Genomic DNA, 14,556 nt, shown 5'->3' on the forward strand with positions numbered 1-14,556 from the left:
TAATTTGTCTAAAGAAAAGAATGCTAAAGTGTCACAAAATACTGAACATCAATTTATAGTGTTTAATTTAGGTGATGAAGAATATGGAGTAGAAATTTTACAAGTACAGACTATAGAGCGTATGCTAGATATTACTCGTGTACCTCATGCACCGGACTTTGTTGAAGGTGTAACTAATTTACGTGGTATGGTTGTTCCGATAATTGATCTTAGAAAGCGACTTAATTTACCAGAAATAGAAGCAACTGATGAAACAAGAATTATTACTGTCAAGATAGAAGAAGTAATGGTTGGTATGATAGTTGACTCTGCTTCTGATGTTGTTAAAGTACCGGAAGATGCTATAGAACCAGCTCCTTCAATTATTGGTGGTGTTGAGAGTACATATTTGGATGGAGTTGCGAAAATGGATGATAGACTATTAATTTTACTTAAGTTATCCGAAGTACTGAACAAAGATGAAGTTAATCAAATTAAAAAAATCAATGCGTGAGAGGTGCAGTTAATATGTCCGATACTAAGTTAGAGGATATTCATATCGATGTTCTAAAAGAAATAGGTAATATAGGTGCGGGTAATGCTACAACTGCACTTTCTGAGTTTCTAGGAAGATCAATAAACATGACTGTACCAGAAGTTAAAATCCTCCCATTTACCCAAGTTCCTGAAGTTGTTGGAGGGCCAGAAGAATTAGTTGCAGGAGTTTATCTTAATATCGTAGGGGAAGCTCCTGGCTCTTTAATGTTACTACTTAAACATGATGATGCGAAAAAACTAATTGAAATTTTGATGGGCCAACAATTTAGTGATGAAAAAGATCAATTAGATGAAATGGCACAATCTGCTTTGATGGAAACTGGTAATATTGTATCTAGCTCTTATTTAAATGCTCTTGGTAATATGACAAATTTGAAGGTTGTTCCTTCTATTCCTGCTATTTCAGTAGATATGGCTGGAGCAATACTTGAAGTGATTCTATTTCAGGTTGATGAGGATATCAGTGAACATGTAATATTAATTGGTACTGAATTCCTTTATGAGGGCGATAAAATTCGCGGGCATTTCTTTCTTATACCTGATAATGAATCTTTTCCAAAAATCTTGAATTCTTTGGGGATTAGCTATGGAGATTCTTAAAGTAGGAATTGCAGATATGAGGGTCAGTACAAATGATAGCATAATAAGAACTTCAGGACTTGGTTCATGTGTAGGAATAACGTTATATGATGTAACAGTTAATGTTGGAGGAATGGTTCATATAATGCTTCCTGAAAGTCCTAATAAAAGAACTTTTAAAAGGGCTAAATATGCTGATACAGGTATAATTGACTTGATTGAAGAAATAGAAAAGAAAGGTGGAAAAAAGAGAAAGTTAGTTTCTAAAATAGCAGGTGGGGCTCAGATGTTCAAATTTTCAGGAGGTAGTGAGCTTTTGAAGATAGGGGAACGAAACATCAAAGCTGTTAAAACTATATTGAATGATTTAAATATTGAATTGTTAGCTGAAGATGTGGGTGGGAATTATGGAAGGACAATAGATCTATATTGTAATACTGGCAGACTATTAATTAAAACAGTTAATCAAGGGGTTAAAGAGGTGTAAAAGTGGACCATAACCTAATTGAAAAGTATCAAGAAAAAAACGATCGAAAAATTCTTGAAAAGCTAGTCGAAGATTATACATACCTCATAAAAAAACAAGTGGATAAAATGAGTTACGGTACGCCACCAGGGATTAGTCGAGATGATTTGATTTCTTTTGGAGTGATTGGATTAATAGATTCAATAAATAAATTTGACCTTACTCGTGGTGTGCCGTTTGCTGCATATGCTCGTATTAGAATCCGTGGTGCAATACTTGATGGGCTAAGAGAGTTCGATTTTGTTCCTAGAAGAATTAGAGATGAAGTGAGAACATTATATAATAAATGTCAAGAACTTGAAAAATTATTGGGACGAGCACCAACTAATCAAGAGATATCAGAACAACTATCTAAGCCAATTGAAGAGATTGAAAGGTTATGGAAAGAAGCTTCCTGGATAGTACCTACTTATCTTAGTGATTTCATTTCTAACCAAGATAAACAGCTTAGAATACAAGATGTATATCCTAATGAAAATAGCCCTAACCCTGAAAAGTGTTTAAATCAAGTAGATATTAGAGACCAACTTGGTAAAGTAATTGATTCTTTACCTGAAAAAGAAAAATTGGTTTTATCACTATATTATTATGAAGAATTAACTTTGAAAGAAATATCTCAAGTTATGGATCTTTCCGAGTCACGTATAAGTCAATTACATTCAAAAGGTATTATGAGGCTTCGTGGGAAATTAACCAATAAGAAGTGGGATATTTAAAAAGTTTGGAGTGGTTAAATGAGAGAACTACCCAAAAAATTTAAAGGGAAAGACTTAAAAGAAGCACTCTCCATTGCAGCTGAATCATTAAAATGTGATATAGATTCTTTAGAGTATAATGATTTAGGAAAAGAGAAGAAAGGGTTTTTTGGAATTGGCTCACAATGCCATGCTATAGAAGTTACAAATGTTGTTAACACCAATTTAGAAATTGATACCAGTATTGGTGGATATTTTAAACTTTATGAAGAAAACGAAGGGATTTATTTATCGGTTTATCCTCCAGAAAATCGAGGTAAATATATTACTTGGAAGGAAGTTAAGGAGTACCTTGAATCTCAAGGATATGAAATTACAAGTGAACCGGAATTAAAAGAAATCGTTCGTCGTGCTGATGGAGTTAAAGAAAATGTGTTGGAATATGTTTCAGAGCATATAATCGATGGTAGTTTTGATTTAGAAGTAAAAGATCAAAATATGAAAGCACTTTTAAATGTAGCGCTTCCACAAGGTAGAGGGAAAAAAATTTCTAGAGACGAAATTTACCAAGAATTGAATAAGCGTAATATCACCTACAATGTAGACTTTGAAGCTATAAACCGTTATGTAGAGAATGGTACATATAGTGAGTATAAGGTCATAGCTCAAGGCAAAGAACCCGTAGATGGTGAAGATGCAAAAATACAAATTCACTTTGAAAAAAAAGAAAGAAAACCTGTATTGAAGGAAGACGGTAGTGTTGATTATTATAATATAGATAATATTATAAATGTAAAATCTGGAGATGTTCTAGCTACTAAAGAACCACCAAGTGAAGGAACACCAGGTAAAGATATTTTTAATAAGACTCTACCACCTAAACAAGGAAAAGATAAAAGAATAAAAGCAGGTAAACATACTGTTTTAAGTGAAGATGAAATGAGTTTACAAGCTGAGATCGATGGCCAGGTGAGTATGAATGCTGATGGACTTATTAATGTATTTCCTGTTTATGAGGTGAGTGGTGATGTTGGTGTTTCTACAGGAAATATAGATTTTGTTGGTAATGTAATAGTAAAAGGACAAGTAACAAGTGGTTTGGAAGTAAAAGCTGCAGGAGATATCCTAATTAAAGAAAGTATTGATAGTTGTTACATAGAAGCAGGAGGAAATGTTGACATAAAAGGTGGAATGCAGGGTAGGAATAAAGGGAAAATTAAAGCTGAAGGTTCAGTCACTTGTAAGTTTATCGAAAATGCAACTGTTGAAGCAGGTGGAGATGTTAGAGTAGTAGAAGGGATTTTACATAGCCATGTAAAAGGTAATAGTATTTATGCATTTGAAGGAAGAAAAGGTCTAATAGTAGGAGGAGAAATATCTGCTAATGAAGAAGTAATTAGCAAGATAATGGGATCTAACTTTGCAACTAATACAGAAATAGAAGTTGGTTTAGATCCAAAAACGCGAGAAAAGAAAGCGAAGATATATGAGGACCTTAAAAATACAAAAGATAATATAGAAAAAACTGATAAAGCCATAGCAATTTTGCAAAAAACTAAACAAAAGTTAGGCCAATTGCCACAAGAAAAAGAGAATATGTTAATTAGATTACAAAGAACTAGATCTCACCTAATAACAGCTCAAGAAAGTTTAAATAATGAAAATGATGCATTAACAGATTTAGTTAAAGAGAGTAAAAAAGGTGTAGTTAAAGTTCTAAAAACAATTCACCCAGGGGTTAAAATAGTAATTGGTGAAATTAGTACCAATATTAAAGATGAACAGCGTGCGATCTGTTACAAATTATCTGAAGAAGGGGAGATTACTTCAGGTCCTGTTAAGTAAAGAGGTGAAATTATGTCACTTTTCCCTGGGGAGCTAAAAATAATTTATAGCAAGATGCCAGAAGTATCTAAAATTAACTTTTTAGATCAACAGATATCTGTGTGGCACTATCACTCAATGAAATTTTCTTTTTTAAAAGAAAAGGATAATAATACAAAAGTAGTTACAGAGACTTTAGAAACAAATGATGATATTAGAACGAAAAGTGATGATTCGTTAAAAAAAGAAACTAAACAACTTAAGGATAATAAGCGAAATAGACATGATAGTGGTAGGTTTGTTGATATTACCTTATAAAGGTAGATGAGGTGAATTAATATGTTATTATACATTATTACATTGTTAGTTGGATTTATTATTTTTATCATATCTTTATTTAGCCTTTCGAAAGTTAACTCTACAAAAAAAATAAATAATAAACAAGAAAAGACACATTTTTTAGCATCTGAGGTTTTAGATGAGTTAGAGTCAAGTACTGACAAATTAATAGAAAAAATCAGTTCAAAAGAAGTGGAACTTGAGGGATTATTAGGACGGGCTGACAACAGAATTTCTGAGTTAAACAATTTAGTTCAAAAAGACCACGATTTGCTTAAAGTAGCTTCAGATCTACAATTAGGTTCGAATGAGTTTAGTAAAAAAGATTTTTATAAGACTTTAAATCTTTACACTCCAGGAGAAGCTATCAATAAAAATAAATCTAAAAAATCTAACAAAGAATTACAAACCAATTCTTCTACAGTAGAATTTATACCTAAGTATTTAGAGAAACACCAATACATTGTAGATATGTACAATGACGGGCATGATTTTACGGAAATAGCACGTAGGGCACAAAAAGGAAAAGGCGAAGTTCAATTGATTATTAATCTTTATAAACAAAGTGGTGACAATTATGTTCAAAATAGATCCTAAAATAACTCTAGGTATTGGAATAGGTTTCATGTTATCTTCGTTAACTTTTATTATTGTCCAGCCAAATTTCAATGTAGATGTAGATAATCAATTGTTTGAAAGAGAAGTTGCATTAAATGAGACATCTAAGGAAGTACAACAATTATTTGCTAATGAACAAACTAACAATGATGTAGAAGGATATGATGATATTGATAATTGTTATGAAAGTAGTGATCAGACATTTAAAATAGAAATACCTAGGGGTCTTACAGCAGATGAAATTTCTCTCTTATTAGAGGAACATGAGATAATTTCTGATGCAAAGAAATTTGTTAATACTTTACTGTCTGAGGGTAAAGTTACAAGCTTACGACCAGGAGTCTATGAACTCCCAGAAAATCCTGATAAAGAATTGTTAATTGATAAATTGACTTCTGGCCCATAAATTTAGGGCCATTTTTTATTTTCTGATTGAAACCAAACTATGATTGTGGTATACTACGTGTGGTGTAAAAACACACGCTTTCGGATCCTTTTGGTGGTGCTTGTCATAAAGACAGTTCTGAAAGGATGAGACGAAAGCGGAGGGAAAACCAACAGGAGGTGTATATTTTGAGCGTAGTAAGTATGAAACAATTATTAGAGGCAGGAGTCCATTTTGGACACCAAACAAGAAGATGGAATCCTAAGATGGATCGTTACATTTTCACAGAAAGAAATGGTATTTACATTGTAGACCTACAAAAAACAGTCAAGAAATTAAATGAAGCGTATGAGTTCATTAAAGATTTAGCTGCTAATGGAGAAAAAATTATGTTTGTAGGTACTAAAAAGCAAGCACAGGATGCAGTTGCTAAAGAAGCAGAAAGATCTGAAATGTACTTTGTAAACCAAAGATGGCTTGGTGGAATGTTGACAAATTTCCAAACTATTAGTAAAAGGTTAGCAAGGTTACATCAAATTGAAAAAATGGAAGAAGACGGAACTTTTGAAGTTCTACCTAAAAAAGAAGTGCAGAACCTTAAAAAAGAACACGAAAGATTAGAGAAGTTTTTAGGCGGAATAAGAAACATGAAAGATTTACCAGGGGCTTTATTTGTGATTGATCCGAAGAAAGAAAAAATCGCTGTAGCTGAAGCAAAGAATCTTGGTATACCTATTGTTGCCATTGTAGATACTAATTGTGACCCAGATGAAGTTGATTATGTAATCCCTGGTAACGATGATGCTATCAGAGCTGTAAAATTAATCACTGAAAAAATGGCAGACGCTGTTTTAGAAGGAAAACAAGGAGTTCAGTTAGCTGAATAAAATTGTTGAAGCTGTTAGTATTACTGACAGCTTCAACTTATCAATAAAAATAAATGTGTACGAAAATATCGGTAAGGGAGGATGAAATTATGGTAAAAGCAGCTCAAGTAAAAGAGCTTAGAGAAAAAACTGGTGCAGGAATGATGGATTGTAAGAAAGCTCTTACAGAAACCGATGGAGATATGGATAAAGCAATGGAATACTTAAAAGAGAAAGGAATATCTAAGGCGGCAAAGAAAGCTGACCGTATCGCTGCTGAAGGAAGAGTTGAATCTTACATACATTTAGGCGGAAAAATTGGAGTTATATTAGAAGTAAATTGTGAGACTGACTTTGTTGCCAATAATGATGAATTTAAAGCATTTGCTAAAGATATAGCTATGCATGTGGCAGCTTCTGATCCTAAGTACGTATCACGTGATGAGGTTCCAGAGAAGGAAGTCGAAGCAGAAAAAGAAAGACTTAAACAAGAAGCTTTAAATGAAGGAAAACCTGAACATATTGTTGACAAAATGGTTGAAGGGCGTTTAGACAAATATTTTGAAGAAATTTGTCTATTAGATCAACCTTTTGTTAAAGATCCAGATAAGTCAGTAGGGGAAGTTAAGAAAGAAAAAATAGCTAAAATTGGAGAAAATATTTCAATCAGACGATTTGTAAGATATGAAATGGGAGAAGGCATTGAGAAAAAAGAGGAAAATTTTGCTGAAGAAGTAGAAAAAATGATGAAGTAGTGATAAAGGAAGAATTCAGGGAACACTAATCGGTGTTCCCTTTTGTGAAATTTTTTAGATTATTAAAAGGAATTTTGTAATTACTGTAGAACATAGTTAGAGAATTAGGGGGTTAAGAAATGACCGAGAGACCAAAGTTGAAACGTGTCGTACTAAAACTCAGCGGAGAGGCTTTAGCTGGTGATGTTGGCTACGGAATAGACACAAATATAATTGATTCTATTTCACACCAAATTAAAGAAATAGTTGATCTAGGTGCTCAAGTTAGTATTGTAGTTGGGGGAGGCAATATTTGGCGAGGTGCTGTTGCAAGTAACCAAGGCATGGATAGAGCTTCAGCTGATTACATGGGGATGTTAGCTACTGTTATGAACGCATTAGCTCTACAAGATATGTTAGAAAAGTATGAAGTAGACACTAGGGTACAAACAGCTATTGAAATGCAACAAGTTGCTGAACCATATATACGAAGAAGAGCGATAAGACATTTAGAAAAGGGTCGGGTAGTAATTTTTTCTGGCGGTACTGGCAATCCCTTTTTCTCTACTGATACTACGGCTGCCTTACGAGCTGCAGAGATTGAAGCATCAGTTATTTTACTTGCAAAAGGAAAAGTAGATGCTGTTTATGATTCAGATCCTCTAAAAAACGAAAATGCTACAAGATATGATCATTTAAATTATTTGGACATACTTAATAATAGTTTAGGTGTTATGGATTCTACTGCAGCAAGTTTATGTATGGATAATTCAATTCCTATTATTGTTTTTGGATTATCGCAAGAGGGTAATATCAAAAAAGCGATAATGGGAGAAAAAATCGGAACTTATATTGACTAGGAGGGGATTTTTTGGACTCTATATTTAAAGAAACAGAAAAGAAAATGGAAAAAGCGCTATCTTCCTTAAAGCAAGAATTGACATCGTTGCGTGCAGGTCGGGCAAATCCAAGCTTGCTTGAAGGAATAATGGTAGATTATTACGGTATGGCTACACCACTTAATCAGCTAGCTAACATTTCTGCTCCAGAGCCAAGATTATTAGTTATTCAACCCTATGATAAAAGTGCTATACAAGATATTGAAAAAGCAATTCAAATGAGTGACTTGGGATTAACCCCTAATAATGACGGCGAAAAAGTACGACTTTCTATTCCTCAATTAACAGAAGAGAGACGTAAAGAGTTAGTTAAATTAGTTAAACAAAAAGGTGAGGATTCTAAAGTAGCAGTCCGTAACATAAGAAGAGAATCTAATGATGAATTAAAGCAATTAGAAAAAGAGAAAGAAATTTCTGAGGATGATAGCAAAAGAGGCCAAGAAAAAATACAAGAAATAACTGATAATTATATAAAAAAGATTGATGAAGCTTTAAAAGCTAAGGAAGAAGAGATCACTTCATTTTAATGAGTGAGTATAACGAGCTTAAGTTTCAATTAGTGGGCTTACCTTTAAAAAAAGCTATTAATTTGATGACAGAACAAAATTATAATTATCAGATTGAGAAGTTGTCTTCTCCTAAAAAGAAGCCAAATAATACTAACAATCAACTTGATCAAGATTTGCTAAGAGTAGTAAATGTTGGTATAAATAATGAAGCTGTTCTATTAACAACTGTTCTAGAGGATAATTAATTATAATTATTCATATAAAGGGAGAGGAAAGGAGGTGGGAAAAATGGCTTTTAAAATAACTGAAGAGTGCATCGCTTGTGGATCTTGTTTAGATGCATGTCCAGTAGATGCCATTGAGGAGGGTGAAGATATCTTCACTATTAACAATGATTGCACTGAGTGTGGTTCATGTGTTGATGAATGTCCTACTGACGCAATCGTAGAAGAATAATTAAAATATACAGACGCCCCCTCATAATTGAGGGGGCGTCTGTTTCCGTACAGAGGTGGGAATAGTGAATATCAAGAAATATTTAGAAAAAATAGATTATAGTAAAGTCCCTAAGCACATTGCTATTATTATGGATGGAAATGGTAGATGGGCAAAGGCTAAAGGGTTACCGAGAGTAGCAGGACATAGGCAGGGAGTAGAAGCAATTAAAAGAGTATCTGAAATTTGTCAAGAACTAGGGGTTCAATATCTAACTTTATTTGCTTTTTCAACAGAAAATTGGAAAAGACCAAAGAGTGAAGTTGATTTTCTAATGTCTTTACCACAAGAATATCTCAAAAGAGAGCTGAATAATTTAAAAAAAAATAACATAAAGATAACTGTCATGGGTGACCTTCATTCTTTACCCTCTAAAACTCGTGAGGTAGTAGAAAATGGGATTGAAGAAACTAGAAATAATACATCCTTAAACATGAATTTTGCTTTGAATTATGGTGGAAGAAAAGAAATAATTGATACCTGTAGAAAATTAGCAAAAAAAGTTGCAGATAAAGAGATAGATGTTTCTGATATAACAGAAGAGTTTTTTTCAAATTATTTATACTCACCTCATATTCCGGATCCAGATCTACTTGTGCGTACCAGTGGGGAATTACGTATAAGTAACTTTTTGCTTTGGGAGTTAGCTTATAGTGAATTCTGGTTTGATGATGTATTATGGCCGGACTTTCAAAAAGAAAGCTTATTACAAGCAGTATTAGACTATCAAAATAGAAAAAGAAGGTTCGGTAAAGTTGAAAAGTAGGAGGATCTGATGTGCTTAGTAGAATAATTACTGCAGTTATAGGGATTCCAATTGGCTTATTTCTGATACACTATGGTGATTTACCGTTACTGATAACAGCAATGATTTTTGGTGTTTTAGGTTTATTTGAGATATCTGATATAAGTTATAGAATACAGTATCCGGTGCTCAAATCAATTGCTGTACCTGGTTTGATTTTTTTGTTAGTAGGGTTTCATTTTGTTAATTGGATTGCGATTTTGTTTATTATTTCATTGATTGTGTTAAGTTTGTCTATATATATACTTTTTACATATCCTCAAAATAATTTTAATACTTTTGGTGGCACTATCACTGCAATAATATATTTGTCATGGATTTTTGGTTTTACTCTTGCGATAAGAACCATGGATGGTGGCTTTTTTGCGATAGTATATTTACTCCTAATTATTTGGGGGACGGATTCTGGTGCATACTTTATTGGGTTGAAGTTTGGGAAAAATAAGTTAGTACCGCATATCAGCCCTAAAAAATCTGTAGAGGGCGCTTTTGGAGGTATTTTGATAGCAGCTATTTTTTCACTAATCTTTTTTAATCTTATTGGAGTGAATATCTTAACATCACTGATCATAGGTGTTTTAATATCTGTTTTAGCACAAATTGGTGATCTTTTTGAGTCTTCATTTAAACGAATTGCTCAAATAAAAGATTCTGGTAATATACTACCAGGCCATGGTGGTATATTAGATAGGTTTGATAGCTTTTTCTTTGCGGTTCCATTTTATTTTTTTATCTTAAGATTAATAAATTTACTTTAAAATAAAAGTGTTATAAATGGAGGCTGGAATGTATGACAAAAAGGATTAGTATTTTAGGGTCTACTGGTTCTATTGGAACTCAAACATTAGATATAATAGAAGAACAGAGTGATAGATTCGAAGTATTAGCTTTAACAACTAATAAAAATATAGATTTACTTGTTAAACAAGCTAGTAAATTTCAACCAGAATTATTAGTTGTAGGTGACCAGACTTTAGAAGAGGATCTTAAGAATAGTCTATATAATTCAAGTTTAAAAAATATTGAAGTAGCTTCTGGAAAACAAGGGTTAATTAAAGCTGCTACATTATCAGAAATTGATGTAGCTGTCGTTTCTGTAGTTGGTTTTAGTGGTGTTGTTCCAACTATTTCGGCAATTAAAAGTGGTAAAGATATCGCATTAGCTAATAAGGAGACCTTAGTTGCTGCTGGTAATATAGTAATTGATGAGGTCGAGAAAAATAATGTTAAACTACTACCTATTGATAGCGAACACTCAGCCATTTTCCAGTCATTAATAGGAGAAGAATCTAGAAACATAGAACGTTTAATCTTGACAGCTTCTGGAGGACCGTTTCTTGGTAAGACTAGAGATCAATTAACTGAAATCAAGCCAAAAGATGCATTAAAACATCCTAATTGGGATATGGGTAAAAAAATCAGTATTGATTCAGCTACGCTTATGAATAAGGGGTTAGAAGTTATAGAAGCTCACTGGTTATTTGGAGTTGATTATGATAATATTGATGTTGTAATACATCCACAATCAATAGTTCATTCATTAGTGGAATATGTCGATGGTGCTATAAAGGCAGAACTTGGATTACCGGACATGAAGGTACCTATACAATACGCTTTAAGTTATCCTTCACGTTTTCCAAATAAACTATCATCAATCGATCTTACAAAGCATGATTTAAGTTTTACTCAACCAGATAATGATGCTTTCCCTCTACTAAAGTTAGCTTATGAGGCTGGTAAAACAGGTGGCACTTTGCCATGTGTCTTAAATGCCGCAAATGAAATAGCAGTAAGTGAATTTTTAAATGAGAATATTACTTTTTTAGATATTCCCGACTATATAAAGCTTGTAATGAATAAACATCAAGTTATAGATAACCCCTCGGTTGAAAACTTAATTGAGGCTGACCGATGGGCAAGAGAGGAATGCCTTAATTCCATAAAATACTGGAAAAAGGGTGAATGATGATGACAACAGCTGTATATTCAATTATAATTTTTGGAGTATTAATATTCATCCATGAACTTGGACATTTTGTTTTTGCAAAATTAAGTGGAGTATCAGTGATGGATTTTGCTTTAGGGTTTGGTCCTAAACTGGTAAGTTTCCAAAAAGGTGAAACTAACTATTCTCTTCGTGTTGTACCTTTAGGAGGATTTGTTCGTATGAGAGGTGAAGACCCAGATGAAGCTGATGAACCAGGTAGTTTTCTTAAGGCTTCACCTTTACAAAGAATTGGTATATTAGCAGCTGGTTCTATAATGAATTTTGTATTAGCTTTTATACTTCTATCTATTTTGCACGGGATGGTTGGTATACCCGGAGAAGACCCTAATCAAATAGGTGAAATAGTAGAAGGCGGCGCTGCAGAAGAGGCTGGCCTACAACAAGGTGATGAGATTGTTGAAATTAATGACACTGAAATAACTGAATGGGAACAACTGGTATCTATAATTAATGAAAATCCCGGTGATGAGTTAGAGTTAACTATCATAAGGGATGGTGAGCCTTTAGAGGTTAGTGTTGTACCAGAAGAGGAGCCTGAAACTGGTAGAGGTGTAATTGGAGTAACTAATTTGCAACCAGCTTCATTTCCACAAGCTATAGCCCATGGGTTTGAACAGACTGTGTTTTTTATACAAATGCTGTTTGTAGGACTATATCAAATGATAACAGGTCAGGTAGAACCTGATGTAGCAGGACCTGTTGGAATAGTTCATATGGTTGGAGAAGTTGCTGAGACGGGATTTGTTAATTTATTTCCTTTTACTGCTTTTTTAAGTATAAACCTTGGTGTATTGAATTTACTGCCTATCCCAGCACTAGATGGAAGTCGTATTATATTTACAGTTATTGAACTAGTAAGAGGAAAACCAATTGATCCCAATAAAGAAAATTTTGCCCATTTTATTGGATTTGCGTTCTTACTTTTATTGATGTTTGTCATTTTATATAATGATCTATTACGGTTAGATGTATTTTGATTCAGGGGAGGAAATTAAATATGACTGGTAATAGACACCGTACTTTTCCTATACATGTATCAAACTTAGAAATCGGTGGTAATAATCCAATTATTATACAATCGATGACTAACACTAGGACTCATGAACTAGAAAATACTCTTGCACAAATAAATGAACTTTATAATGCAGGATGTCAAGTAGTACGAGTTGCAGTGCCTGATAAACAAGCAATTCAAACTTTACCTTTATTAGTTGCAAAATCTCCGGTACCCCTCGTCGCAGATATCCATTTCAACTATCAATTGGCTATTGATGCTATTAAGTCTGGTGTATCTAAAATTAGAATTAACCCTGGCAATATAGGTTCAGTTGACAAAGTATCTGATATTGTTTCGGTTGCTAAAGAATTCAAAGTCCCCATTAGGATTGGTATTAATTCAGGATCTTTAGAAAAGAGTCTTTTAGATAAATATGGTGGCCCTACCCATATGGCTCTTGTTGAGAGTGCAGTTAATAATGTGATGATGTTATCAAAAATGAACTTTCATAATGTTATAGTTTCAATTAAAGCTTCAGATGTTATGACAACAATTAGAGCCAACCAAGAGTTTGCAAAGCGTCTGTCAAATCCATTGCATTTAGGAATAACTGAAGCTGGAACTATTAAACAGGGGACTATTAAAAGCGCTGCAGGCATTGGAAGTTTATTAGCCCAAGGTATTGGTGATACTATCAGGGTGTCATTGTCAGGCTCACCAGTTGATGAGGTAGAAGTTGCTAAAACTCTATTATCTTCTTTAGGTTTATCTAAGGGAGTAGAAATTATTTCTTGTCCTACTTGCGGTAGGACAGATATCGATGTAGAACAATTAGCTTTAGAAGTTGAAAAGCTTTTAAGTAATTATCAAGTACCAATTAAAGTTGCAGTTATGGGATGTGCTGTAAATGGGCCTGGTGAAGCTAAAGAAGCGGATTTGGGTGTAGCCGGAGCTAAAGATTATGGTGTTCTTTTTAAAAAAGGAAAAATAGTTAAGAAAGTACCAAGAGACGAACTTATGGATATTTTGATGACTGAAATTGAGCAAGCTGCTCAACTAAAATAATTGTTTTAAATATGTGTCGACGTGGGGGTTTTAGTTGTGAGTGAGATTGTAGCTATTATACCTGCTTATAACGAAGAAGGTACAATTGGCAATGTCTTATCAGCATTAAATGAATCAGATTTAATTGGTCAAACCGTTGTTGTAAGTGATGGTTCTACTGATAATACAGTAGAAGTCTCAAAGCAATTTAATGCTCAAGTTGTTGAACTTAAACACAATGTAGGTAAGGGTGGAGCGATGAAAGCAGGCCTTGATCAAATAACTTCTAATATAATTGTATTTTTAGATGCTGATTTAATAGGATTAACCCCTGATCATATAAGTGATCTATTAATTCCTGTACTAGAAGATGAAGCAGATATGACCGTTGGTATATTTGAAAAAGGACGTATAGCTACAGATTTAGCTCAAAAAGTTGCCCCATATCTCTCTGGGCAAAGAGCTGTAAATAGGAAAGTATTGTCAGACATATCTGATTTAGATATGTCGCGATTTGGTGTTGAAGTTGCCTTAAATCGTCATATAGAGGAAAATAATATTCGCGTTAAAGAAGTAATTTTAAATGATGTGAGCCATGTAATGAAGGAAGAAAAGCTTGGAGTATTTCGAGGATTTGCTGCACGTATGAAGATGTACTGGGAAATAGTAAAATATTTTGCTAAAAATTAGAGTTAT

The 14,556-nt window shown here is 33.4% G+C and carries 20 protein-coding genes; all 20 read left to right on the forward strand.

Translation table 11 applies throughout. From position 1 onward, the window contains the following. Nucleotides 1–4: 4 nt before the first annotated feature. The 20 genes from CDO51_RS04120 to CDO51_RS04215 all read left to right on the forward strand — a co-directional run bounded on the left by CDO51_RS04120 (nt 5) and on the right by CDO51_RS04215 (nt 14,550). The gene (locus tag CDO51_RS04120; protein ID WP_240503481.1) at nt 5–493 is read left to right on the forward strand and encodes a chemotaxis protein CheW; all 489 of its coding nucleotides are present in this window, start codon (nt 5–7) and stop codon (nt 491–493) included. Nucleotides 494–507: 14 nt separating this feature from the next. Further along, on the forward strand, nt 508–1,137 hold the full coding sequence (locus tag CDO51_RS04125) for a chemotaxis protein CheC (protein ID WP_089023037.1): 630 nt from the start codon (nt 508–510) through the stop codon (nt 1,135–1,137). Continuing rightward, nucleotides 1,124–1,603, forward strand: a complete 480-nt coding sequence (locus CDO51_RS04130; RefSeq protein ID WP_089023038.1) for a chemotaxis protein CheD — start codon at nt 1,124–1,126, stop codon at nt 1,601–1,603. The genes CDO51_RS04125 and CDO51_RS04130 overlap by 14 nt, the downstream gene beginning before the upstream one ends. A gap of 2 nt (nt 1,604–1,605) precedes the next feature. Then, nucleotides 1,606–2,358, forward strand: coding sequence for a FliA/WhiG family RNA polymerase sigma factor (locus tag CDO51_RS04135; RefSeq protein ID WP_089023039.1), 753 nt, complete (start codon nt 1,606–1,608; stop codon nt 2,356–2,358). An 18-nt stretch (nt 2,359–2,376) separates the two neighbouring features. Beyond that, nucleotides 2,377–4,182: a FapA family protein gene (locus tag CDO51_RS04140; RefSeq protein ID WP_089023040.1), complete on the forward strand. Its 1,806-nt coding sequence runs from the start codon at nt 2,377–2,379 to the stop codon at nt 4,180–4,182. A gap of 12 nt (nt 4,183–4,194) precedes the next feature. Beyond that, nucleotides 4,195–4,479, forward strand: a complete 285-nt coding sequence (locus tag CDO51_RS04145) for a hypothetical protein (RefSeq protein ID WP_089023041.1) — start codon at nt 4,195–4,197, stop codon at nt 4,477–4,479. Between the two features lie 21 nt (nt 4,480–4,500). Beyond that, the gene (locus CDO51_RS04150; RefSeq protein WP_089023042.1) at nt 4,501–5,097 is read left to right on the forward strand and encodes a DUF6115 domain-containing protein; all 597 of its coding nucleotides are present in this window, start codon (nt 4,501–4,503) and stop codon (nt 5,095–5,097) included. Then, entirely contained in the window at nt 5,078–5,524 is a 447-nt protein-coding gene (locus CDO51_RS04155; protein ID WP_089023043.1) for an MltG/YceG/YrrL family protein, read from the forward strand. The genes CDO51_RS04150 and CDO51_RS04155 overlap by 20 nt, the downstream gene beginning before the upstream one ends. Before the next feature lie 167 nt (nt 5,525–5,691). Next, complete coding sequence (rpsB, locus tag CDO51_RS04160; protein WP_089023044.1) at nt 5,692–6,390, forward strand: 30S ribosomal protein S2; 699 nt, start codon at nt 5,692–5,694, stop codon at nt 6,388–6,390. A gap of 89 nt (nt 6,391–6,479) precedes the next feature. After that, a complete protein-coding gene (tsf, locus tag CDO51_RS04165; protein WP_089023045.1) occupies nt 6,480–7,124 on the forward strand; it encodes a translation elongation factor Ts in 645 nt (214 codons plus the stop codon). Nucleotides 7,125–7,243: 119 nt separating this feature from the next. Continuing rightward, a complete protein-coding gene (gene pyrH, locus CDO51_RS04170) occupies nt 7,244–7,963 on the forward strand; it encodes a UMP kinase (RefSeq protein WP_089023046.1) in 720 nt (239 codons plus the stop codon). Nucleotides 7,964–7,974: 11 nt separating this feature from the next. Next, on the forward strand, nt 7,975–8,529 hold the full coding sequence (gene frr, locus CDO51_RS04175) for a ribosome recycling factor (RefSeq protein WP_089023047.1): 555 nt from the start codon (nt 7,975–7,977) through the stop codon (nt 8,527–8,529). After that, a complete protein-coding gene (locus tag CDO51_RS04180; RefSeq protein ID WP_089023048.1) occupies nt 8,529–8,756 on the forward strand; it encodes a hypothetical protein in 228 nt (75 codons plus the stop codon). The genes frr and CDO51_RS04180 overlap by 1 nt, the downstream gene beginning before the upstream one ends. A gap of 43 nt (nt 8,757–8,799) precedes the next feature. Then, the gene (locus CDO51_RS04185; protein ID WP_089023049.1) at nt 8,800–8,967 is read left to right on the forward strand and encodes a DUF362 domain-containing protein; all 168 of its coding nucleotides are present in this window, start codon (nt 8,800–8,802) and stop codon (nt 8,965–8,967) included. Nucleotides 8,968–9,031: 64 nt separating this feature from the next. Then, nucleotides 9,032–9,772, forward strand: coding sequence for an isoprenyl transferase (locus tag CDO51_RS04190; protein WP_240503482.1), 741 nt, complete (start codon nt 9,032–9,034; stop codon nt 9,770–9,772). A gap of 11 nt (nt 9,773–9,783) precedes the next feature. Continuing rightward, nucleotides 9,784–10,569 carry a phosphatidate cytidylyltransferase gene (locus tag CDO51_RS04195; RefSeq protein WP_089023051.1) on the forward strand — a complete coding sequence of 262 codons (786 nt, stop codon included), beginning with the start codon at nt 9,784–9,786 and terminating at the stop codon, nt 10,567–10,569. A gap of 32 nt (nt 10,570–10,601) precedes the next feature. Continuing rightward, nucleotides 10,602–11,777, forward strand: coding sequence for a 1-deoxy-D-xylulose-5-phosphate reductoisomerase (locus CDO51_RS04200; protein ID WP_089023052.1), 1,176 nt, complete (start codon nt 10,602–10,604; stop codon nt 11,775–11,777). Nucleotides 11,778–11,779: 2 nt separating this feature from the next. Further along, a complete protein-coding gene (rseP, locus tag CDO51_RS04205) occupies nt 11,780–12,796 on the forward strand; it encodes an RIP metalloprotease RseP (RefSeq protein WP_158212313.1) in 1,017 nt (338 codons plus the stop codon). A 20-nt stretch (nt 12,797–12,816) separates the two neighbouring features. Beyond that, entirely contained in the window at nt 12,817–13,881 is a 1,065-nt protein-coding gene (gene ispG / locus CDO51_RS04210; RefSeq protein ID WP_089023054.1) for a flavodoxin-dependent (E)-4-hydroxy-3-methylbut-2-enyl-diphosphate synthase, read from the forward strand. 36 nt (nt 13,882–13,917) lie between these two features. Continuing rightward, a complete protein-coding gene (locus tag CDO51_RS04215) occupies nt 13,918–14,550 on the forward strand; it encodes a glycosyltransferase family 2 protein (protein WP_089023055.1) in 633 nt (210 codons plus the stop codon). Nucleotides 14,551–14,556: the final 6 nt, after the last annotated feature.

This window comes from Natranaerobius trueperi (assembly GCF_002216005.1).
In the GTDB taxonomy this organism is placed as follows: Bacteria; Bacillota; Natranaerobiia; order Natranaerobiales; family Natranaerobiaceae; genus Natranaerobius_A; species Natranaerobius_A trueperi.